General features: G+C 60.5%; 23 protein-coding genes. 13 read left to right on the top strand and 10 right to left on the bottom strand.

Translation table 11 applies throughout. The annotated features are described in order from the left end of the window. Nucleotides 1-241: 241 nt before the first annotated feature. Nucleotides 242-1,294, bottom strand: coding sequence for a pseudouridine synthase (locus tag HMPREF2875_RS11860; protein ID WP_083311934.1), 1,053 nt, complete (start codon nucleotides 1,292-1,294; stop codon nucleotides 242-244). Here HMPREF2875_RS11860 and HMPREF2875_RS13760 point away from each other — a divergent pair. The 4 genes from HMPREF2875_RS13760 (at nucleotide 1,230) to HMPREF2875_RS11845 (ending at nucleotide 3,386) form a co-directional block, all read left to right on the top strand. Beyond that, nucleotides 1,230-1,376: a hypothetical protein gene (locus tag HMPREF2875_RS13760; protein WP_168165583.1), complete on the top strand. Its 147-nt coding sequence runs from the start codon at nucleotides 1,230-1,232 to the stop codon at nucleotides 1,374-1,376. The genes HMPREF2875_RS11860 and HMPREF2875_RS13760 overlap by 65 nt on opposite strands. Nucleotides 1,377-1,417: 41 nt before the next feature. After that, nucleotides 1,418-2,314: a universal stress protein gene (locus tag HMPREF2875_RS11855; RefSeq protein ID WP_039672662.1), complete on the top strand. Its 897-nt coding sequence runs from the start codon at nucleotides 1,418-1,420 to the stop codon at nucleotides 2,312-2,314. A 134-nt stretch (nucleotides 2,315-2,448) separates the two neighbouring features. After that, a complete protein-coding gene (locus tag HMPREF2875_RS11850) occupies nucleotides 2,449-2,709 on the top strand; it encodes a GlsB/YeaQ/YmgE family stress response membrane protein (protein ID WP_039672661.1) in 261 nt (86 codons plus the stop codon). A gap of 68 nt (nucleotides 2,710-2,777) precedes the next feature. Next, nucleotides 2,778-3,386 (top strand): TetR/AcrR family transcriptional regulator, encoded by a 609-nt coding sequence (locus HMPREF2875_RS11845; protein ID WP_070673408.1) that lies wholly within the window; start codon nucleotides 2,778-2,780, stop codon nucleotides 3,384-3,386. Here the strand turns inward: HMPREF2875_RS11845 and yidC are convergent. Continuing rightward, nucleotides 3,343-4,329, bottom strand: a complete 987-nt coding sequence (gene yidC / locus HMPREF2875_RS11840) for a membrane protein insertase YidC (protein WP_070673406.1) — start codon at nucleotides 4,327-4,329, stop codon at nucleotides 3,343-3,345. The genes HMPREF2875_RS11845 and yidC overlap by 44 nt on opposite strands. 63 nt (nucleotides 4,330-4,392) lie before the next feature. Between yidC and HMPREF2875_RS11835 the strand changes: the two genes are divergently transcribed. Next, nucleotides 4,393-5,160: a class E sortase gene (locus HMPREF2875_RS11835; RefSeq protein WP_070673404.1), complete on the top strand. Its 768-nt coding sequence runs from the start codon at nucleotides 4,393-4,395 to the stop codon at nucleotides 5,158-5,160. Then, the gene (locus tag HMPREF2875_RS13755) at nucleotides 5,160-5,312 is read left to right on the top strand and encodes a hypothetical protein (protein ID WP_039672650.1); all 153 of its coding nucleotides are present in this window, start codon (nucleotides 5,160-5,162) and stop codon (nucleotides 5,310-5,312) included. Before HMPREF2875_RS11835 ends, HMPREF2875_RS13755 begins: the two co-directional genes overlap by 1 nt. A 14-nt stretch (nucleotides 5,313-5,326) precedes the next feature. Here the strand turns inward: HMPREF2875_RS13755 and HMPREF2875_RS11830 are convergent, their stop codons facing one another. Next, nucleotides 5,327-5,905, bottom strand: coding sequence for a DUF2020 domain-containing protein (locus tag HMPREF2875_RS11830; protein WP_070673403.1), 579 nt, complete (start codon nucleotides 5,903-5,905; stop codon nucleotides 5,327-5,329). On the opposite strand from HMPREF2875_RS11830, the gene HMPREF2875_RS11825 reads away from it, so the two are divergent. Both HMPREF2875_RS11825 and HMPREF2875_RS11820 read left to right on the top strand, forming a co-directional pair. Further along, entirely contained in the window at nucleotides 5,904-7,076 is a 1,173-nt protein-coding gene (locus tag HMPREF2875_RS11825) for a sensor histidine kinase (protein ID WP_070673401.1), read from the top strand. The genes HMPREF2875_RS11830 and HMPREF2875_RS11825 overlap by 2 nt on opposite strands. Before the next feature lie 36 nt (nucleotides 7,077-7,112). After that, nucleotides 7,113-7,751 (top strand): LuxR C-terminal-related transcriptional regulator, encoded by a 639-nt coding sequence (locus HMPREF2875_RS11820; RefSeq protein WP_070673399.1) that lies wholly within the window; start codon nucleotides 7,113-7,115, stop codon nucleotides 7,749-7,751. Here the strand turns inward: HMPREF2875_RS11820 and HMPREF2875_RS11815 are convergent. Then, nucleotides 7,748-8,065, bottom strand: a complete 318-nt coding sequence (locus HMPREF2875_RS11815) for a histone-like nucleoid-structuring protein Lsr2 (protein ID WP_039672644.1) — start codon at nucleotides 8,063-8,065, stop codon at nucleotides 7,748-7,750. The genes HMPREF2875_RS11820 and HMPREF2875_RS11815 overlap by 4 nt on opposite strands. 353 nt (nucleotides 8,066-8,418) lie before the next feature. After that, complete coding sequence (locus HMPREF2875_RS11810) at nucleotides 8,419-9,051, bottom strand: DUF6474 family protein (protein WP_070673397.1); 633 nt, start codon at nucleotides 9,049-9,051, stop codon at nucleotides 8,419-8,421. Nucleotides 9,052-9,126: 75 nt separating this feature from the next. On the opposite strand from HMPREF2875_RS11810, the gene HMPREF2875_RS11805 reads away from it, so the two are divergent. Beyond that, a complete protein-coding gene (locus HMPREF2875_RS11805; protein ID WP_083311933.1) occupies nucleotides 9,127-10,563 on the top strand; it encodes a TM0106 family RecB-like putative nuclease in 1,437 nt (478 codons plus the stop codon). 129 nt (nucleotides 10,564-10,692) lie between these two features. Here the strand turns inward: HMPREF2875_RS11805 and HMPREF2875_RS11800 are convergent, their stop codons facing one another. Together HMPREF2875_RS11800 and HMPREF2875_RS11795 are read right to left on the bottom strand one after the other, a co-directional pair. Then, nucleotides 10,693-11,985: a copper oxidase gene (locus HMPREF2875_RS11800; RefSeq protein ID WP_070673395.1), complete on the bottom strand. Its 1,293-nt coding sequence runs from the start codon at nucleotides 11,983-11,985 to the stop codon at nucleotides 10,693-10,695. An 11-nt stretch (nucleotides 11,986-11,996) separates the two neighbouring features. Continuing rightward, nucleotides 11,997-13,148: an MFS transporter gene (locus HMPREF2875_RS11795; RefSeq protein ID WP_070673393.1), complete on the bottom strand. Its 1,152-nt coding sequence runs from the start codon at nucleotides 13,146-13,148 to the stop codon at nucleotides 11,997-11,999. Nucleotides 13,149-13,219: 71 nt separating this feature from the next. On the opposite strand from HMPREF2875_RS11795, the gene HMPREF2875_RS11790 reads away from it, so the two are divergent. Next, complete coding sequence (locus HMPREF2875_RS11790; RefSeq protein ID WP_070673392.1) at nucleotides 13,220-14,110, top strand: LysR family transcriptional regulator; 891 nt, start codon at nucleotides 13,220-13,222, stop codon at nucleotides 14,108-14,110. Here HMPREF2875_RS11790 and HMPREF2875_RS13350 read toward each other — a convergent pair. Both HMPREF2875_RS13350 and HMPREF2875_RS11785 read right to left on the bottom strand, forming a co-directional pair. Then, nucleotides 14,058-14,315, bottom strand: coding sequence for an ArsA-related P-loop ATPase (locus HMPREF2875_RS13350; RefSeq protein WP_246817111.1), 258 nt, complete (start codon nucleotides 14,313-14,315; stop codon nucleotides 14,058-14,060). The two genes, HMPREF2875_RS11790 and HMPREF2875_RS13350, sit on opposite strands and share 53 nt — an antisense overlap. A gap of 116 nt (nucleotides 14,316-14,431) precedes the next feature. Continuing rightward, nucleotides 14,432-15,034, bottom strand: coding sequence for a superoxide dismutase (locus HMPREF2875_RS11785; RefSeq protein ID WP_070673390.1), 603 nt, complete (start codon nucleotides 15,032-15,034; stop codon nucleotides 14,432-14,434). A gap of 188 nt (nucleotides 15,035-15,222) precedes the next feature. Here HMPREF2875_RS11785 and msrA point away from each other — a divergent pair, with 188 nt between their 5' ends. Continuing rightward, on the top strand, nucleotides 15,223-15,873 hold the full coding sequence (gene msrA / locus HMPREF2875_RS11780) for a peptide-methionine (S)-S-oxide reductase MsrA (RefSeq protein WP_070673387.1): 651 nt from the start codon (nucleotides 15,223-15,225) through the stop codon (nucleotides 15,871-15,873). On the opposite strand, the gene HMPREF2875_RS11775 is transcribed toward msrA, so the two are convergent. Further along, entirely contained in the window at nucleotides 15,870-17,702 is a 1,833-nt protein-coding gene (locus HMPREF2875_RS11775; RefSeq protein ID WP_070673428.1) for an alpha/beta-hydrolase family protein, read from the bottom strand. The two genes, msrA and HMPREF2875_RS11775, sit on opposite strands and share 4 nt — an antisense overlap. A gap of 149 nt (nucleotides 17,703-17,851) precedes the next feature. Here HMPREF2875_RS11775 and HMPREF2875_RS11770 point away from each other — a divergent pair, with 149 nt between their 5' ends. Both HMPREF2875_RS11770 and HMPREF2875_RS11765 read left to right on the top strand, forming a co-directional pair. Further along, the gene (locus tag HMPREF2875_RS11770; protein WP_070673385.1) at nucleotides 17,852-18,802 is read left to right on the top strand and encodes an L-lactate dehydrogenase; all 951 of its coding nucleotides are present in this window, start codon (nucleotides 17,852-17,854) and stop codon (nucleotides 18,800-18,802) included. Further along, nucleotides 18,802-19,506: a glycerophosphodiester phosphodiesterase family protein gene (locus HMPREF2875_RS11765; protein WP_070673383.1), complete on the top strand. Its 705-nt coding sequence runs from the start codon at nucleotides 18,802-18,804 to the stop codon at nucleotides 19,504-19,506. The genes HMPREF2875_RS11770 and HMPREF2875_RS11765 overlap by 1 nt, the downstream gene beginning before the upstream one ends. Nucleotides 19,507-19,526: the final 20 nt, after the last annotated feature.

The raw sequence follows: 19,526 nt of genomic DNA, 5'->3' as shown, positions 1-19,526 counted from the left end.
CCCCGACGTGTCTACTTTCCGGGGGTCAGGCCCCCTCGCTTGCCCAACTCCTCCACCACTGACTCCCACACATCAGCGGTCAGCCACAACCCACCGATCAACACCATGTCCATCTCAACGTCCTCCTTGACGGCAACACTTACGAAAGTACAGTTTATGAGAGCGTGACGGGATGGCGATGATGTCGTAGATAGGGGAGTCAACGACGAGCTCATTGAGATCGTTGGTGCTGGGGACGAAATTAATGGCGGATCAGATTATGGGTATAGAGCGGTAATTGTGAGGTGAACTCACGGGTGTCGCCGGTAACGGGGTCAATGAAAGAAATGTTAGTCGCCGTTAAGTGCATCGGAACTCGCATGTCCTCGGCCTCGGCGGGGTAGATGACGGGGTAGATGGGGTCGCCAATAATGGGGATGCCCGCTTGAAGCATGTGAAGTCTCAGTTGATGTGTCTTGCCCGTGTGGGGTTTGAGGGTGTACTTCGCTAGATCGGGTAGTGGTCCGTGGATGGCTTCGTAGGGGGCCTTGTCGATTGGTTCGACTGCGGCGACTTCGGTGATGGCGTTGACTTCGCCCTCGACAATGCGCCCTTGTAGTTCGCCCGGGGTCTTCTCCATGCGGGAGCGCCAGAGGGTGCCGGGGGAGACGTCGGCAAGCGGGGCGATGGCTTCGTACGTCTTGGTGACGCGGCGCTCGGCGAACAACGTTTGGTAGGCGCCGCGAACGGAGCGGTCTTTGGTAAAGACGAGGATGCCGGAGGTGAGGCGGTCTAGTCGGTGTGCCGGGGAGAGCTCGTTGTTGCCAGTCTTTCGGCGCAGGCGCACGGTGGCAGTCTCCGTAATGTGGCGGGCGCGGGGCATGGTGGCCATGAAGGGAGGTTTGTCCGCGACGAGTAGGTGGTGGTCCTCAAAGATGATGGGAATGTCGTATGGGACGGGAGTTTCCGGTGCCGGCATGCGGTAGAAGTAAAGGACTGTGTTGGTGGCGAGGATGGAATGAGGGCTTAAGGGGGTGCCATCTTGGCGCACGACCTCCTCGGCGTCGAAACGTGTTTGAAGCGCAGCCTCGTTGTCTTCGGGGTGGCGATGGCGCTGCGTGAGGATGAGATTCTGCACGAAGTCCCATGCTGATACCGGACCTTCGGTGACGCGAGCTTGGGTGGGGTTTAGACCATCGCGGATAGGAAGTGGGGTTGCGCCACGCCTTTTTTGGACTATTCTTTCTCCCATGGATTTTAACTCTATTCTCGCGCCCGTCATTGACTTCTTTTCCAATGGTATCGGTGCGGTCATTCGTGACATTGCGGTGACCCTGTACAACGTTCTCTTCCCCGCCAATGCGGATGCTGCGACCACCCCACAGGCCGGCCTATAGGTATTAGACTGAAGGTGTAAGCACGTCGAAAGGATAAGGTCATGGCCAAGGAAGACATTGTCGTCGTAGCCGTTGATGGTTCGGAGGCGTCGAAGAACGCCGTTCGTTGGGCTGCTAACACTGCAATGAAGCGCGGGATCCCGCTTCGCATCGCATCGAGCTACACGATGCCGCAGTTCCTCTACGCCGAGGGCATGGTTCCGCCGAAGGAGCTTTTCGACGACCTCCAGGCAGAAACCCTTGAAAAGATTGAGGCTGCCCGCGCTGAAGCCCACAAGGTAGCGCCGGAGCTGAAGATTGGCCACACCGTGGCTGAGGGGTCCCCGATTGACATGCTGTTGGAGATGTCCAAGGACGTCACCATGATTGTTATGGGCTCCCGCGGTATGGGTGGCCTGTCCGGAATGGTTATGGGTTCGGTCTCTGCATCCGTGGTCTCCCACGCGTCCTGCCCGGTTGTGGTTGTGCGTGAAGACAACCACGTCACTGATTCCACCAAGTACGGCCCGGTTGTCGTGGGTGTGGATGGCTCTGAGGTTTCCCAGAAGGCTACGGACTACGCCTTCAAGGAGGCGGATGCGCGTGGCGCTGAACTCATCGCGGTGCACACCTGGATGGACATGCAGGTCCAGGCTTCCCTGGCTGGTCTGTCCGCGGCCCAGGCCGAGTGGGCAGAGGTCGAGAAGGAGCAAGCAGAGCTGCTGACTGAACGCCTAGCAGACCTTCAGAAAGAGTACCCGGATGTGCCGGTGAAGAAAGTCATCGCCCGTGACCGCCCGGTCCGTGCGCTGACGGATGCCTCCGAAGGTGCCCAGTTGCTGGTCGTCGGTTCCCACGGCCGTGGTGGTTTCAAGGGCATGCTCCTTGGCTCCACCTCCCGTGCCCTTCTGCAGTCGGCTCCGTGCCCGATGATGGTGGTTCGCCCAGACTCTGAGTAACCGTTCTATTACTCCGCAATAACGATTCGGCTGCAGCAGGCTGTGAATGGCGCTGCAGCCGGATCGTTTCGTCGTTATGTGCGTACACTTGTGGACGTACGCAACAAAATTTCACCAACAAGGAGTTCTACATCATGGGACTTGGTCTCGGTTTCTTTAGCTCGATCATCGTCGGTATCATTGCCGGTTGGCTTGCAGAGAAGATTATGAAGCGCGATCAGGGTCTGTTTACCAACCTCATCGTCGGTGTTATCGGCGGTGTTATCGGCGGCGGCCTGCTGGCTCTCTTCAACAAGAACGTGGGCGATAGCTGGTTCCTTATGATCATTACCGCCACGGTCGGCGCATGTATCTTGCTGTGGATCGTGGGCGCAGTGACTGGCCGCAAGAAATAAAATTTCACATACATACCGGTTTGTCTATATTGTGTAGATGAACCGGTTTTGTCATGTGAGGAGAAGAAATGGCCGAGAAGAAGTCGCGACGCAATCGCCCGAGTCCGCGCAGCCGACTGCTCGAGTCAGCAACGCGGCTCTTTACCACTGAGGGCATTCGTGTCATCGGCATCGACCGCATCCTGCGTGAGGCTGACGTGGCCAAGGCCTCGTTGTACTCGCTTTTCGGCTCTAAGGATGCTCTCGTTATTGCTTACGTTGAGGCGCTCGATGAGCAGTATCGTGCCGAATGGCAGGAACGTACAAAAGACGCTACCGATGCGGAAAGCAAAATCCTCGCCTTCTTTGATAAAGCCATTGAGGAACAGCCCACCATCGAATACCGCGGCTCGCATTTCCTCAACGCAGCGGGTGAGTATCCGCGCCCAGAGACCGATGCCGAGAGGGGCATCGTAGCCGCCTGTGTAGAGCACCGCTCCTGGATGCACTCCACAATCACAGCGCTCCTCAACGCCAAGAATGGCTACCCCTCAGAGGATCAGGCCAGCCAGCTCCTCATCTTCTTGGATGGTGGTCTTGCCGGCGCGCGGTTGACCCGGGAATCGGCACCGCTGGTCACCGCGAAGCAGCTGGCTATTCAGCTGTTGTCGGCTCCTCCCGCTGACTATTCGATTTAACAATCTTCCGTGCCTCAGCAAGGATTGCTGAGTGGCGCTTTCGGGAAACGTCGTATTCTTCCTTCTGCTCCGGATTAGCCTTGAATTGAGCCTTTAGGGCCTTCTTGTTTTTCTTGGCTTCCTTCGTACGCCAGCGCTGAATGCTCGCGCGGCGCTGCTCATGAACAGCCTCCGGAAGTGGATAACGTCGGCGCAAGATTGACTCATAGACAACGGTCTGCACCAGCGAGAAGAGATAGGAACAACCCCAGTAGAAGATGATGGTCACGGGGATGGGGCCGTGCCAGGCTACATTCCACAGCATCCAGGGGATAAGCACCACCATGAGCGCCATGAACCACAGCAGCCGGCGTGGAATCTTCTGATCAAATTGCGTGGTGAGGAAGCCGCGGTAGAGCATGATGAGGGTGCTCAAAGAGGTAAACACGAGCGCAGCCACGAGCATGGGCAGCACCAGGTCACGGTGGTCGCGGGCGAAATCCGTGAGGGGGACACCGAAGACGGTGGAGGTGCGGAAGGAGGAGACGTCGGAAAGCGTCAGCATCCCCACCTCTTCCTGGGCCGAACCGGAGACCCTCAGAACCACCTGGTAGAGGCCAATAAACGCGGGAACAATGATGAAGGACGGGAAACAGCCGAGCATAGGGTTGTGCTTGTAGCGCCGCTTCAACTCGCGCTGCTCGGTGAGGAGAGCTACCGCCTCTTCGACGTCCGTGACGTGGCGCAGCTGTTGATTGAGCTCCGTCATCTCCGGGCGCATAAGCGCACCAATACGCCCCTGCTTGACTGACTGCCAGTTCAGTGGGGCAATGATGCCGCGTACTGTCAGCACGAGGAAGACGATCGTGAGGATCCATGCCATCGAGCCGTCAAGGAACGAGCTAAACAGCAGATGCCACAGCTTCATGATCCCGGAGACGGGGTACATGAAAATCTCGAGCATCGTGGACTCCTCTCCGTCCTCTGAGTGGGGTACTTATACGGTACAGGGGCTAGGGTAGAGAACATGCCACAGCCCACAACGCGACGAAGAACAACGGTGAGCACCGTCATTGGAGAGCTCATGTTGACAGCCGGCGTGCTGCTTTTGCTTTTCGCGTTTTATGAGTCCTATTGGACCAATATCGCATCCGGCCACCTGCAGGAGGAAGCCAACGAAACCCTGCAGGAGGAGTGGCACAATCCGCGTGGACAGGGCCAGGCGCCGAAGCTGGGTGAGGCTTTTGCGCGCCTTTACATCCCGGCGTTTGGTTCTGACTTCGCTTTCGCGGTGTTGGAAGGCACGAATGAAGATGACCTTCTGCGCGGCCCCGGACGGTATACGGATACACAGATGCCCGGTGAGCTGGGGAATTTAGCCGTCGCGGGACATCGTGTGGGCAAAGGCGCGCCGTTTAATGACCTGGGTAACCTGCAGACCTGCGATGCCATCGTGATTGAGACATCTACGGAGTGGATTACCTACCGCGTGCTGCCCATTGACGGAGCACCAGCAGACTGTCTCACGCCTGAGCAGCGTGAGAAGCCGGAGTACCAGCAGATTCAGGGACGCCACATTACGCTTCCGGGTGATGTCAGCGTGCTGGATCCGATACCGGGCACCCCGCCGGACGCAGGCGTTGAGGCTAGTGAGGGGCTGCTCACGCTCACCACGTGCCACCCGCAATTCTCCAATGCGGAGCGCATGATTATCCATGCCATGGAGACCGAACGGGAAGAGAAATCCCCCGGCTCCCACGACAATGACCGCCCCGCCGTCTTGGAGGAGAACTAATGTATCGCGCTCTCTGGAATCTTCTGCCCGGCCCCACCGCGGTGAAAGCTGTACTGGCGGTGGCCCTCATCGTCGCCGTGTTCTTCCTGCTCATGGAGGTTGTGTTCCCGTGGGTATCAACCCTGATGCCGTACAACGACGTCGCCGTGTAGTAGCGCCGGGCGCTTTAGAGGCCGAGGCGTGAAATGGCTTCCTGGGCAATGAGCTGCGGCTTCAGGGTTTGCAGCTGGTTTGACCATACGAGCACCGCATGGGTGTCCTTCTGCACGGCGAAGACGGAGTGATCCTCAAACACTCCACGCCCACCTGACCAGCCGTCGAACTCGGCCAGTTCGGTGTCGTTGATGGGGGCAGCGGCATCGACAACCGCGCGCGCTTCCTCCACGCTGGGCATCTCCCGCACGATGACGGTGGCTTGTGGGTCCTCTGGGTAGGACCAGAATACGCAGGCAGGGGTGCTAAAGCGCTTGTCGACGCCCCACTGGGTCATCCTCTGCCCATTCGTATCTGCGACCCACTGGGTATCCAAGTAAGGGCAGTCTTCCCAGTCGGTGACCTCAGCGGAAGCGTCGATGGCAAGCCCATCTCCGCTGGCCCCGGAGTTCTCCGGGGATTCAGTGGGGGCGCTGTCGTGAGTGTTGTCCGGAGTGGGCTCTGTGGTCTGAGCCGAGTCTGTGCAGCCGGTGCTAGCAAGGCTGATGCCGATCAGACAGGCAGCAAGCGGGGGAAGTAGGCTGTGGCGCATGACCTCCACACTAGACCAGCGTTCGGTTGACTCGGATGCATTGCGCAACGGTATCCACATCCTGACCGCGACGCTTCTGGTGGTGGCTATCTTCACCACGGTGCGCCTGCCCTTGTGGCAAGGCGTGCTCAACCTGCTGCTGCTCGTGTCCTTCGCCGTGGTCTACTTTGGCGGATCCGCCTACGTCGAGTCCTTGCCCCGCATCGCGCAATATGGCTGGTTGGCCATACTTTCGGTGCTGTGGCTTGCGGATATGGCGGTGGCGCCCGCGGCCATCTACCTGGTCTTTTCCTTGTATTTTGTGTACCTCTACGTGCTGGAGATGATTCCTGGCATTATATGCGTGCTCGTGGCCACGGTGGTGACCGTCGTTGTGCAGATACCCGGCGGGCTGACTTTTGGCGGCATCATGGGCCCGGCGGTTTCAGCTTTGGTGACTATCGCTATTACCTATGCTTTCTCTGCCTTGAGCAGAATGAACCGCGAACTTATGGAGACTCGCTCGCAGTTAGTGGAGTCCGAACGCGAGGCTGGCATGACCGCCGAACGCCAGCGTATTGCGCACGAGATTCACGACACCTTGGCCCAAGGGCTGTCCTCGATTCAAATGCTGCTCCATGCTGCTGACCGTGACCTCGCGACGGAGAATATCCCCAAGGCACAAGAACGCATTGAGCTGGCGCGTCGCACTGCAGCGGATAACCTCCATGAAGCCCGCGCCATGATTGCGGCACTGCAGCCGGCCGCATTGTCCGAAACGTCCCTCGGGGCAGCGCTGACCCGCATGGCGGAAAATTTCGCGGCCACCGGTGGAGTCGACGTCTCAGTGGATGTGGAAGGCGAGGCACAGCAGCTGCCCATGAAGGTGGAGGCGGCGTTGTTGAGGATTGCGCAGGGCGCGGTGGGGAACGTCGTCAAGCATGCCCATGCCACCAAGGCTCGAGTGACCGTCACGTATGCGCCGGATGAGGTGCGCGTGGACGTGGTGGATAACGGCCAAGGCTTTGATGTGGAGGCGGTGGAGAATAAACCCGCCGGACTAGGCCATATTGGGCTGGCGGCTATGCGCCGCCGTGCGGAAGAGCTCGGGGGCGAGGTCGTGATTGAATCCACACCAGGCATGGGTGCGGCGGTCTCAGTTAGTGTGCCCTTAAATAACGATGTAGATTAAGAATTTGTCCACACCGTACCAATGAGGAGGAAGCCCGTGATTAGGGTCTTGCTTGCCGATGACCACGAGATCGTGCGCTTGGGTCTACGCTCGGTGCTCGAGGGCGCCGAGGACATCGAGGTAGTAGGTGAGGTCGCCACGGCTGAAGCCGCGGTATCTGCCGCACAAGCAGGCGGAATCGATGTCCTCCTCATGGACCTGCGCTTTGGCGCCGGGATTGAAGGCACTCGCGTGATGACCGGTGCGGAAGCCACCGCGGCTATCCGCTTCTCCATGGATAATCCCCCCAAGGTCCTCGTGGTGACCAACTATGACACCGATGCGGACATTCTCGGTGCTATCGAATCCGGTGCGGTTGGCTACTTGCTCAAAGATGCGCCACCGGCCGAACTGCTCGCCGCGGTGCGTTCTGCTGCCGAAGGTGACTCGGCACTGTCTCCCGTCGTGGCGGACAAGCTCATGACCCGCGTGCGCACCCCGCGCACGTCGCTTACGCCGCGCGAGCTGGAAGTTCTCAAGCTCGTCGCTGCAGGTTCGTCCAACCGTGAAATTGGCGTGGAGCTTATGCTCTCAGAAGCCACGGTGAAGTCCCACCTTGTCCACATCTACGACAAGCTGGGCGTGCGCTCGCGCACCTCTGCCGTGGCTGCTGCCCGCGAGCAGGGAGTGCTCTAAAGGTTGTTGGCGTCGCGGTAGGCCAAAATGACGTCGTTGCGGATCTTGCCGCGCTCAGCTACCTCGTAGCCGTGCTTGGCTGCCCATTCGCGGACATCAGCGGGCCTGTAGCTGCGCGTTTCCTTCTTGATGGGGTGGCGAGCAGCCTTCACAAAAGGTTCCATTGCGGCGTGAAACTTCTCTGCATTCTCCTTGGAAACATCCAGGAGATAATCCTTCCCGTCAACGCTAAAACGGATGACGGTAAGTTCTTCTTCAGTAAGCGGGCTATTGTCAAGGTCATCAAAGAACTGCGTTACTTCGCGGCGAGCCATGATTCTCCATACGGTAGTGGTGTGTTCCTTCCGGCCTTGTGTGCTGGGCGGGAAGGCGATTGACAAAAGAAGCTATCTTTTGAGGGATGGCTTTAGGGACTATTTATCCTCGCCCCCGACTATATATGAGAAATAGTTTTATCTACACCGGAGAACACTAAAGAATTAGAGCTGTGCGGCAAAACGGGGCGATATTCCGCACTAGATTCGCCACGTGACTTTTGGGGAATCGGTGAAGAAACTGATTCTCTTTTTAAATCCGTTTTAAAAGGTCTAGGGCGTGGAGGTAAAAATAGCGGTGAAAACACGAAAGCCGCGACCATGGAGGCCGCGGCACAGGCAAGCTGGGTAGATTAAGCGCGCAGCTTGGCCTGGATATCGGCGTTGATGGAGTCAATTTCGCCGGAGATGGAGCGGTGCGCACGCTGGCGCTGCTGCTCGGTCATGTACTCAGCGTTCTCGATAGCAGCGTCGAGCTCATTGAGGCGCTCCTTGACGTCACGCTTGAAGCCGACCGGCACATTGGCGTCCTTTAAGGAGTTGCGGATGCCGGCGGTGCGGGCCTTGAGCGGTGCGCCGTGGCCAGCAAAGGATGCGAGCTGGTCAGCGGATACGCCCGCCTTCTGGGCGCGTTTCTTTTCTACCTCTCGCTGCGCGGCGGTAATACCGCGGTAAATCAGCGGCAGCAGCAACGGGGCCGCGGTGCGCAGGGCGCCGGCATAACGCTTGACGTTGTTCTTGTTAAAACGGCCTTCCTTGATGCGCTCGAGTTCTTTCTGCGCCATCTTGTACTCGTGCTTGCGGCGCTTCTTCAGACCCTTTTCCTCGGACTTGATGAGGGCCTTCTCCTGCTTGGCCAGCAGCTTCTGCTGGCGGTGACGTGCCTTATCTGCTGCCTTGACCTCGGCTTTTGCGCGGGTCTTGGCGGCCTTGATCTCGGCGCGGGCTTCGCGGCGGGCCTTGCGGATCTTCTTGATCAAGCTCATTGAAACGTCCTTAATTTTTTTATCGGTAGGGTCTCGCTACAACTCTAGCAAGGAGGTCTACTAAGCTCACCTGGTGTGAAAGATGTGCTCGTCGCCACGGACCTCGTGGGCTGCCGCTATCGCCTCGTGCAGCGCCGCGCACATCCAGACATCCCGCGCACCCCGACGGGCCAGGCTCGCGCGGAGCGCCATGCCGCAGCCATTGAGGCTGCCCTGGCTCTCGTTCCCCGCAAAGGCCCCGGTCGTTTTCGCCGCATCGACCTTGAAGGCGATGACTTCGAACGCGCCATGGCTACGCTTGAGGCTTTGGCTTACGGTTATACCCACATCACTAACGCGGTTTTCTCTACCAACGAGTGGATGGTTCGGGTGGAGCTCCTCATTCGCGATGACGAGAACTACACCCCAGTCATCGTTTCTGATCACCGCGTCGCCCGTCCGAATGAAAAATCGCGCGCCGTGGTCGTGCCTACGCATCGCCTGGGGCTGAGCGAGCCTTTGCCGGCGAAGTACAAAATTAAGCATCATGCCGTCGACGGCTACCGGCTCGCCCTGGCTGCGCGTGGCTTGGAAGAGGTGAACCTCAACTCGGGGCGCGGAGCGGCGATTGGTCAGGATCGTACTCAGGCTTTTGTTACTGATACCTCGCGTTATCCCATCGATGCTGCACTTGCGCAGCCTCTCCCAGAAGGCCCGCGCCGCGTCAAAGAGTGCGCGTCGTGTCGCTTCTGGCATCTGTGCGAGCCCCAGCTTGAGGCCCGCGATGACATTTCCCTCTTCCTCCCGGGCGACCGTGCGAACCCTTACCGGGAGCGCGGGATTGAGACGGTGCAGGCGCTTATCGACGCCTCCCTCGGCGCCCCCTCCACCCTCGCCGCTGCCTGGCGCGAGGGCATTCCGTTGCTGCGCCGTAGCCAGGTCAGCGTGCCTCGCGCCGACGTCGAAGTGGATGTCGATATGGAGGCGTACCTCGACCAAGGCGCCTACTTGTGGGGCGCGCGGCTCAACGGCGAATACATCCCTTTCGCGACGTGGGAGCCGTTGGGCGGCCGCGCGGAGGCGGAGAACTTCGCCGAGTTTTGGGAATGGCTGATGGCCGTGCGGTCCCAGGCGCACGAGGAGGGTAAGACCTTCGCCGCCTACTGCTACTCTGCCCACGGTGAAAACCACTGGATGCGCCGCTCCGCTGAACGCTTCCACCAGCCTGCGCTCCAGGAAGTGGAGGAGTTTATTTCCTCTGAGGAGTGGGTCGACATGTTCGTTCACGTCAAGCGCAGCTTCGCCGGGACGTCAGGCTTGAGTCTCAAGACCGTTGCGCCCGTCGCGGGCTTTGAGTGGCCGGAGGACTTCGACGGCGAGGAATCCGTTAACGCCCGCCGCGCCGCACTGGCCGGCGACGTTGCTGCCCGCGAGCAGATCCTGCGCTATAACGCCGGCGATGTCACCGCCACCCACGTGGTCCGCGAATGGATGTCTGCCGGCGCGCCGGGCATCCCGCCGTTGGACCCCTAGCCGACGGCAGCGTCATCGCCTCGTTCCATTTCCCCAGACCTGGAACACGAAACTCCCTGGTGGGTGGTGGGGCGTCGGCAAGCGCTTGGCGACGCCGACCTGTAGGTTTCGGGTTCCAGGTCTGGGGGTTTAGATAAAGAAGCTGAGGGCGCCCACGAGGACGAGGACAGCAAGGGCGATCAGTGCTTGGTTCCAGTCCGTGGTGGTCTCCGGAGCTGGGCCCTCGGCCTTCTTCTGGAGCACTGCCTTCTGGGCCTTGACTGCGCGGGCGGTGAGGACCGGGAAGAGCGCCATGGAGCCGAGGCTGAGCAAAGAAGCGACAACCATGGTGAGAGAGCTGGATGTGGCGAGCCACAGCGCGAGGCCGCCGTTGATGAAGACGGAGCGCCCGATTCCCCAGCGGTTGTATTCGCGCAGGCCTGCCCGCACTGCGGAAGGGCCGCCGCCCATGGTCGTGGGCATGAGGTAGCTCATGACGCCGGTGAGCAGTTGGGCGGCAAAGCCGACGACGAGCGCGAGCATGGGAATCTTTGGCTCGTCGCTCAAGAAGTGCTGCGCCGTGTAGTAGGTTAAGCCGCCAACCAGCCAGAACGCTGAAAAGAGGGCGGAGAGCGCAGGGAAGGTGATGCGCCCGCGGGGATCCTCGGCCACGGTGAGCACATTGACCAACCAGCCTTGTAGGCTCGCCAACCAGCCCACGCAGTAGACGATGAGCCCCACTTCCGGGACGTTCCACGCGGAACCGATGAGGGTGGCCAGCACGCCGATGCCCAGCAGCGTGAAGCTGAGGCGCATGCGTGGGTTGACGCCCTTGGTCCGCCAGATGGAGGGGAATAAGATCGTAAGTGACCCTGCCGCGGCAAGGCCTACGAAGCCGCCCACATTGGCGGCCACGTGCGCAATGAGCAGACGCGGATGCGCGGGGAAGACTGCGAGAAGCGCGCCGAGGGCCGCGCCCACGGCGAGGAAGATCGCCGAGGCCACGTAGGTGGCGACGACCGGCCGGAATCGCTTCGATTCCGCCTGGCGCCACAGGCCGAAGAGCACCGCGCCGTGCCAGAGCACCGCGGCAGCAACGAAGGTAGCGCCCACCTGCGTCAGAATCCAGTGAGGCTCCCATGCCTCAATGAGCAGCTGACCTATCAGCACGCAGATGACGCCGACGTTGAGCAGATAGATGCGCGCGAGCTGCTGCGGCCGCGCGGAATCAGGGAGCTTGAGCTGCACAAACTTCTCGGTGAGGTGCTGGGACCACACCACGATGCTGTTGGTGAGGATACCCAGCGTAAAAAGATGGATGAGCACCCAGCGGTAATTAGGTATAAGAATGTGGGAGACACCGGCGAGGAGGAAGACCATCATCCAGATGCTGACTGGGCGGGAGGCTTTCCTATGCCATGTACGTGCTGACCACTTGTCCATAAAACACGAGTTTATCCGGTTTTTCTCACAACCCAACTCATGCCCGCAATACCCACGGCCAGCAAGGCGTAGGTGGCGATGAAACCGGGCCAGGGGAGGGCGTCGAAAAGCATGCCAGACAGCGCACCCAGGACGGAACTGCCTAGGTAATAGAAGAAGACATACAGGCTCGAAGCCTCTGCGCGGTCATGCGTTGCGATGTGGCCTACCCAGCCTGAAGCCGTCGAATGCGCGGCGAAGAAACCAATAGTGAGCAGGACGATTCCGAGCAAGGTGGGGATAAGGGATCCCGCGCACAGCGCGATGCCCACGGCAAACAACGCACAGGACAGCAGTAACGTGTTGGCATGGCCAATCTGAGCGACGAGCCGGCCCGCGCGGGCCGAGGACCACGTGCCCGTGAGGTAGAAGAGGAAAACCAAGCCAGCCAGGCCGGGCGAGAGGTGGAAATGGTGGATAAGCCTGAAGCCTAAGAAGTTATAAAGGGACACGAAGGTACCCATGGCCACGAAGGCCACGATGAACAGCGGTATGAGGCGGGTGTCGCGCCCGTGGCGGAAGATGGCGCTGAGCTCGGAGCGGAAGTGAATCTCCTTCGGCGTGAAATTCTGCTGGTAGGGCAGCAGGATCGCCGCAATGATGGCCAGGATTAGGGTGACAAGGCTGGAGCCGAACAGGGCCCAGCGCCAGGACGTAAGCTCGAGCAACCCAGTGGGGATAAGACGGCCGGTAAGGCCGCCAATGGTGGTGCCAGCGATGTAGAGGCCCATGGCGCGGGCGACGTAGGTGGATTCCAGTTCCTCCGAAATCCAGGCCATGGCGGTGGCGGGCGCGCCCGCGATGACCGCGCCCTGAAGCGCGCGGGTGGCAATGAGGATCTCCGGGTTCGGGGCAAGGGGCACGAGCATGCCGATGAGTGTGGCGGCAATCGTGGAGACAAGCAAGAGCTTTCCGCGGCCGATGTGCTCAGAGATGATGGAGACCGGGATGACGCAGATGGCCAGCGCTCCGGTGGCGGCGGAAATGGTCATGGCGGCCTCAGTGGAGGTCATGCCCATGTCCTCCACCAACGTGGGCAGCATGGCTTGGGTGGGGTAAAGGCAGGAAAAAATCGCCAAGCCCACGAAGAGCATGGCGATGGTGGCGCGCCGGGTTCTCGTCATGCCTTTAAGCATGGCCCGCCCGCGGTTATGTGTAAAATGTTCAGAAATGACATAAACAATGCGAGGTGTGCATGAACCTGGAGGATGTACGCGGTGTCGTCGCCGTGGCCGACCACGGACTGGTGGGAGCGGCGGCGGATTCGCTTGGGCTTTCCCAGCCCGCCTTGACCCGCCGCGTACAGCGCATAGAGGCGGACATCGGCGCGAGCCTATTCCAGCGCAGCGGCCGGCGCCTGCGGCTCAACTCGCGTGGCCGCGCCTTCGTCGAGCAAGCACGCCGCATGCTCACCGCCGAAACTGCGGCACGTGATGCCGTGGCGCGCCTCATGGATCCTGAGCGCGGTACGGTGCGGCTCGACTTTATGCACTCGCTGGGCACCTGGATGGTCCCAGAGCTGCTCAAGGCCTATCGCGCTGAGTACCCCCACGTGGATATTCGCCTGCACCAGGGAGCTGCGCGCGTGCTGGTGGACCGTGTGCGCGCAGGCGAATCGGACTTGGCCCTGGTAGGTCCGCGCCCAGACCCCGACGCCGCGGTGGGCTGGCACCAGCTCAAACTGCAGCGCCTTGGCCTAGCGGTGCCGGAGGGCCACTGGGCGGCGGGCCGGGACACCGTGCGCCTTAACGAGTTTGCTGATGAGCCCTTCATTGGCATGTTGCCGGGGTACGGAACGCGCATGCTTCTCGATGACCTCGCGGCCCACGCCGGGTTTAGCCCGCGCCTCGTCTTCGAGTCGATGGAGCTCACAACCGTCGCGGGGCTCGTCGCGGCTGGGCTCGGCTCGGCGCTGCTGCCGCTGGATGATCCGTACCTGCAGACCAGCAACCTCATCCCGCTACAGCCCGCGGCCTACCGTGAGCTCGGCCTCGTGTGGCGCATCGGCGATGAGGCACCACCCGTGGAACGCTTCAAAGACTTTGTGGTAGGGAATCCGCCAGTGCAGTTAGCGCCTCCGGCGTAGACACTTCGTGTGGCAGCCAAGGGATTTCCAAGATTGGCTGACCAGGCAACGCCTGTGCCAAGAGTGCGAGAGCCTCGCCCTCGGAGGCGCGGCGCTGTGCCAAGAACGCATCCTGGCTTTCCGGCGTGCGGCGGTTGACCACGAGCCCGCCTACATGTACTCCGTTGGCGGTGAGGTCTTCGAAGAACTCGGTTGTTTCCAGCACCGGGGTGCGCCGTGTGGTCGAAGAAAAACGACGACACCGCGCCGAGAGCCTCAGAAAGTCCGAGGGTGTCGGCGCGGTGTCGTGCTAGTTGGCCTTAATTAAAGCCGGTGAGCTGCTTACTTGGTGGCAGCAGCGTAACGCTCAGCAACGTCCTCCCAGTTGAAGACGTTCCACACAGCCTTAACGTAGTCAGCCTTCACGTTCTTGTACTGGAGGTAGAAAGCGTGCTCCCACATATCCAGCATGAGCAGCGGGGTGAAGTTCACGGAGATGTTGCCCTGCTGATCAGAGAGCTGCTCAATAACCAGGCGGCCAGCAATGTGGTCGTAGCCCAGAACTGCCCAACCGGAGCCCTGCAGGCCGGTAGCAACAGCGGAGAAGTGAGCCTTGAACTTCTCGAAGGAGCCGAAGTCGCGGTTAATAGCCTCAGCCAGCTCGCCGGTCGGCTCGCCGCCACCGTTCGGGGAAAGGTTCTTCCAGAAGATGGAGTGGTTGGTGTGGCCACCCAGGTTGAAGGCCAGGTTCTTGGACAGCGCGCGGATAGCGTCAGCGTTAGCCTCGCCGTTGCGTTGCTCCTCCAGAGCCTCGAGCGCTGCGTTAGCGCCAGCAACGTAGCCGGCGTGGTGCTTGGAGTGGTGCAGCTCCATGATCTCAGCGGAGATGTGCGGCTCCAGTGCGTCGTATGCGTAGTCGAGTTCCGGAAGTTCGTAAACAGCCATTGTTACAATCCTTTCTATTGGGTTCGCGGCCCATGGTAGGGGCAGATTGAGAATTTGGCCACAATATTTTCTGCAGGGTGGACACCCTGCAGAGTTGTCCGGGCGCGGACCACCCTGAACAAAAAGTGGCTCCTCCACAGGGCCGAGGGGTATAAGAGGATGCATCGACACGTAAAGGAGAATCCTGCATGTTCCTCTACAAACCAGAGCCCGCGCTCGTTTCGAAGGGCGACGCACTCCCCGGGCGAGCAGAGCCTGCCCTGACCAATCCGCAGCCCCATGCCGTGCTTGGCACGCCGATTACCGGCCCGTGGAAGGAAGGTCAGAAGTCCCTCCTCATTGCTATCGGATGCTTTTGGGGTGCTGAGAAAATGTACTGGGAAACCGAGGGCGTGGAGTCCACCTCCGTGGGCTACGCCGGCGGCGCGACCCCGAACCCCACCTATTACGAAGTCTGCCGCGGCCTGACCAACCATGCAGAGGTTGTCCAGATCACCTATGACCCGGAGCGCATTAGCCTGCGTGACCTCGTGGTCAAGGCGCTTGAGGCCCACGACCCGACCCAGGGATTCCGCCAAGGCAACGACGTGGGCACCCAGTACCGCTCCGCCTTCTATCCAGAGACGGAAGAGGAGCGCGAGGAGATTCAACAGCTGGTGGATTCCTATGCCGCCAAGCTTGCCGCAGCCAACTTTGGTGACACCACGACTGAAATCACCCTTCTCCGTGAGACGGACGCAGGCGAGTACTACTTGGCGGAAGACGAACACCAGCAGTACCTGCACAAGGTACCCAACGGTTATTGTCCGCACCACAGCACTGGCGTGAAGTGCGACTAGAGCTGTGCGCGTACCTGCGTCCGGAAGTCAGTCGGTTTGTTGAGCTGGTCGCGCTCGACAAAAGCGCGCATCCGCTCGGCTAGCTCGGGGGTGAGCTGGGCGCGCGTTTGTGAGCCGAGGACGGCATCCCAGTACCAGAAGGTTTCCTCAAAATAGTTGTGGCCGTGACCGCCGGGCACGTTGAGTGAATTGATCTGGTCAAGGGCTACCTGCCAGAAGGTAATAAAGGGGTGCCAGTGGAGGTTCTCGAAAGTATCGGCATACAGCGTCTTCGGGGTAGGTTCGTGAATCCAATTGGGGCGGGCATAGATGAGTGTTTTATCCCACCAGACGATGGGGTCGGAGGCATGCTGGCCTACTGCTACGCGCGGGCGCTCCCAGGGGTCGTAGGGCTCGCCGAACGCGTCGTGCTCCATGTGTTCGGGGACGGCAGCGAAGCGGAGGTGGCGGCCGCCGTCGATAAGCGGCAGGCGCTCTAGGGAGCCGCGCTCACGGTGAAGGCGGCGCATGAAGCTCGTCATGCGCGGCGGTCCGGTGAAGACTGCGCCGTCACAATCGGCGAGGAGGTCCTCGAGGTTCTCGTAGTTTTCAACAATGGCATAGCACCCCAGGGATTCGCCGCTGAGGTAGAACTTGGGGCGATTGTCCTCCGGGAGGAGCTCAAGGCGCTCCCGCACAGCAGTAATGAGCTCGCGGGCAAAAGTGGTTGAAAGGTCCTTGTCCACGAGATAGGAAAACATCGAGGGCAAATAGTCGAACTGCAGCGCCACCGTGGCGCAATTTCCGCGCGTGAGGAACTCGTAGCTGCTCACTGAGTAGTTGTTGATCCAGCCCGAACCAGAGGGGAGCTGCACCACGATGGTGTTGCGGTGGAAAGCGCCCGTGCGATCCATCTCCGCCACGGCTTGGCGCGCAGCTGCCTGTGGGCCGCGGCCGCGAATCAGGCCAATGTAGATGCGGATTGGCTCGCGGGCTCGCTCGAAGTGCATGACCTCCCGGATGTCGTTGGCGCGCGGGCCGCGGTCAAGAAAAGCCCTGCCCTGTGAGCCAACTGCTGTCCACGGTTCATGGGACCACGGGCTTCCGGAACGTTCCGGCTCCCACGGCATGGAGGAGCCCGGGTAGACCAGCCTGTTGAGCTCCAACGCGTTGATAGAGGCTGAGCTCAGCATCCGGCGCCACACCATGCGGTCACTGAGGACGGCAGCGGCAAAGCCCACCGCGCCGCCCGCCAGTGGCCAGGCAATCCACCGGGGAAGCCAACGTTGAACTTGACGGGAAAGCTGCGTGACGGTAAGCTGGGTAGCTTCGCCAAGAATTAAGAGCGCACCATACCCGGCGGTACCTACAAGCATGCCAAGTGCCGCAGTTTGGGGCCCGCGGTCATTGAGCTTACTGACCAACCGGGCCTGCTCCGTCTGGTTGCGGAGTGACCGGAGTCCTGCCACGAAGGTGCCCAGCCCGAGGAGGTAATAGGAATAGCGGCGAGTAGTAGGGCCGACATGGTCTTGGGGTCGGCGTCCTACTAGGCGCAGTGCTTGTTTCGTAGCGAAGGCTGCGGTCGTTGCGGCGAGGTGGCCTGCGCCTTGGCCCATGGCCACGTTGGCCGCCGTGACCCACCACGGGCGCGGAAGAAGCGACGGGGAGACGGCCGCCCAGGTTGCAACCTCGGCGCCAAAGAGGCCGGGCCACATGTTTTGTGGCAGACGTCTCCTCCCCGTCATGCGCACGCCCGGGGTAAGATCGCTGACCAACTCCAAGCCAAAAATTGCAGCGTGAAGAACATTTTGGGCGGTCTTGAGAGCGATGCGGCGAAGGGCTGTGCGCATGGTCGCCATTGAACCAGCTTTAACGCTGCCGTGCAGATGGCCGTCAAGGGATGTCCGATCGGGCAGGGAAATGTGAGATCGGACTATTGAACCTGTGAAGTCGGGCGCATAGCGAGCAAAATTCGGACATTGGGGGCAGAATAGGAGCCATGGGAAATCATGTTGGAAACAAAGTAGTACTCATCGGCGCCGGCGACGTTGGAATTGCCTACGCCTACGCTCTGGTCAACCAGGGCACCGTTGACCACCTGGCCATCATCGACATCGACGAGAAGAAGCTCGAAGGCAACGTCATGGACCTCAACCATGGTGTCGTCTGGGCCCCGTCCCGCACCCGCGTGACCAAGGGCACCTATGAGGACTGCAAGGACGCCGCCATGGTCGTCATCTGCGCCGGCTCTGCGCAGAAGCCGGGTGAGACCCGTCTGCAGCTCGTGGACAAGAACGTCAAGATCATGAACTCCATTGTGGGCGACGTTATGAAGAACGGCTTCGACGGCATTTTCCTCGTTGCCTCCAACCCGGTGGATATTCTCACCTACGCTGTGTGGAAGGCCTCGGGCTTCCCGCACGAGCGCGTCATCGGCTCCGGTACCGTGCTGGACTCCGCTCGCTACCGCTACATGCTTTCAGAGATGGACGATGTCGCTCCGACCTCCGTCCACGCCTACATCATCGGCGAGCACGGCGACTCCGAGCTGCCGGTCGTCTCCTCCGCCAACATCGCAGGTGTCTCCCTGTCCCACCGTTCTGAGAAGGACCCGGGCTACAACGAGCGCATTGAGAAGATCTTCGAAGACACTCGCGACGCCGCCTACCACATCATTGACGCCAAGGGTTCCACCTCCTACGGCATCGGTATGGCCCTGGCCCGCATCACCCGCGCGGTCATCCAGAACCAGGCCGTCGCCCTTCCGGTCTCTGCTTACCTGGAGGGCCAATACGGTGGTAAGGAAGATGTCTTCATCGGTACCCCGGCCATCGTTGACCGCAACGGTGTCAACCGTGTCATCGAACTGCAGCTGGATGAGCACGAGCAGGAGCGTTTCGACCACTCCTTCAACACGCTGAACACGATTAAGGAAGAAATCTTCGGCTAGTGAAGATTGTCGCCCATAGGGGATACTCCGGGAGATATCCGGAGTTATCCCCTCTTGCCTTTGAAAAGGCGCTCGAGTTGCCCATCCATGGCATTGAGTGCGATATTCGCCTGAGCAGCGATGGCAAAGTGGTGGTCCACCATGATCCCACGCTGGACCGCACCACAAATGGTTCGGGCCGTGTGTCCCGCCAGACGTGGGAAGACCTGCGCCGTCTCAACATTGGGGGCGGCCAACGCATGCTGCTTTTCGACGAACTTCTGGAGATGCTCGACGGCAAGAGCCACCACCTCTACGTCGAAACCAAACACCCCTCGGGGCAGGGCGACATCCTTGAGGAGCAGATGGTGCTGCGGCTGCGCTACGCGGGGCTTATCGACGACCCCCGTATCCACATGATTTCCTTCTCTCACCGCGCCATCCGCCGTATGACCGCTCTTGCTCCCCAGATCGACCGCATTTATTTGCGCCGCGATTGGGAGCGTCACGTCAACCGGCCTGATGTCCTGTTATCCCAGCCCACGGGCTTGGGCATGTCGATTCTCCGCGGCAAAATCCAGCCTGATGCCATCGGCGCGCATGGCTTGCCGACGTACATGTGGACCATCGATAAGCCGGAAGACATGAAGTGGGCATGGGCCAACGGGGTAGATATTCTCGCCACGAATGAACCTGAAGTGGCCCTGCACGCCATTGAGCTGTAGCGAACAGGTAAGTTGTTGGG

Source organism: Corynebacterium sp. HMSC078H07 (assembly GCF_001812805.1).
Taxonomy (GTDB): Bacteria; Actinomycetota; Actinomycetes; order Mycobacteriales; family Mycobacteriaceae; genus Corynebacterium.
Note: the sequence above shows the minus strand (reverse complement) of the source record. Positions and strands in the feature narration are given on the sequence as shown.

What these genes read in the sequence shown, in the direction of transcription:
- HMPREF2875_RS13760 (WP_168165583.1), top strand. Translation starts at nt 1,230, where the DNA reads ATGGATTTTAACTCTATTCTCGCGCCCGTCATTGACTTCTTTTCCAAT.
- HMPREF2875_RS11860 (WP_083311934.1), bottom strand. Translation starts at nt 1,294, where the DNA reads ATGACCGCACCGATACCATTGGAAAAGAAGTCAATGACGGGCGCGAGA.
- HMPREF2875_RS11855 (WP_039672662.1), top strand. Translation starts at nt 1,418, where the DNA reads ATGGCCAAGGAAGACATTGTCGTCGTAGCCGTTGATGGTTCGGAGGCG.
- HMPREF2875_RS11850 (WP_039672661.1), top strand. Translation starts at nt 2,449, where the DNA reads ATGGGACTTGGTCTCGGTTTCTTTAGCTCGATCATCGTCGGTATCATT.
- HMPREF2875_RS11845 (WP_070673408.1), top strand. Translation starts at nt 2,778, where the DNA reads ATGGCCGAGAAGAAGTCGCGACGCAATCGCCCGAGTCCGCGCAGCCGA.
- yidC (WP_070673406.1), bottom strand. Translation starts at nt 4,329, where the DNA reads ATGCTCGAGATTTTCATGTACCCCGTCTCCGGGATCATGAAGCTGTGG.
- HMPREF2875_RS11835 (WP_070673404.1), top strand. Translation starts at nt 4,393, where the DNA reads ATGCCACAGCCCACAACGCGACGAAGAACAACGGTGAGCACCGTCATT.
- HMPREF2875_RS13755 (WP_039672650.1), top strand. Translation starts at nt 5,160, where the DNA reads ATGTATCGCGCTCTCTGGAATCTTCTGCCCGGCCCCACCGCGGTGAAA.
- HMPREF2875_RS11825 (WP_070673401.1), top strand. Translation starts at nt 5,904, where the DNA reads ATGACCTCCACACTAGACCAGCGTTCGGTTGACTCGGATGCATTGCGC.
- HMPREF2875_RS11830 (WP_070673403.1), bottom strand. Translation starts at nt 5,905, where the DNA reads ATGCGCCACAGCCTACTTCCCCCGCTTGCTGCCTGTCTGATCGGCATC.
- HMPREF2875_RS11815 (WP_039672644.1), bottom strand. Translation starts at nt 8,065, where the DNA reads ATGGCTCGCCGCGAAGTAACGCAGTTCTTTGATGACCTTGACAATAGC.
- HMPREF2875_RS11810 (WP_070673397.1), bottom strand. Translation starts at nt 9,051, where the DNA reads ATGAGCTTGATCAAGAAGATCCGCAAGGCCCGCCGCGAAGCCCGCGCC.
- HMPREF2875_RS11800 (WP_070673395.1), bottom strand. Translation starts at nt 11,985, where the DNA reads ATGGACAAGTGGTCAGCACGTACATGGCATAGGAAAGCCTCCCGCCCA.
- HMPREF2875_RS11795 (WP_070673393.1), bottom strand. Translation starts at nt 13,148, where the DNA reads ATGACGAGAACCCGGCGCGCCACCATCGCCATGCTCTTCGTGGGCTTG.
- HMPREF2875_RS11790 (WP_070673392.1), top strand. Translation starts at nt 13,220, where the DNA reads ATGAACCTGGAGGATGTACGCGGTGTCGTCGCCGTGGCCGACCACGGA.
- HMPREF2875_RS11785 (WP_070673390.1), bottom strand. Translation starts at nt 15,034, where the DNA reads ATGGCTGTTTACGAACTTCCGGAACTCGACTACGCATACGACGCACTG.
- msrA (WP_070673387.1), top strand. Translation starts at nt 15,223, where the DNA reads ATGTTCCTCTACAAACCAGAGCCCGCGCTCGTTTCGAAGGGCGACGCA.
- HMPREF2875_RS11775 (WP_070673428.1), bottom strand. Translation starts at nt 17,702, where the DNA reads ATGCGCACAGCCCTTCGCCGCATCGCTCTCAAGACCGCCCAAAATGTT.
- HMPREF2875_RS11770 (WP_070673385.1), top strand. Translation starts at nt 17,852, where the DNA reads ATGGGAAATCATGTTGGAAACAAAGTAGTACTCATCGGCGCCGGCGAC.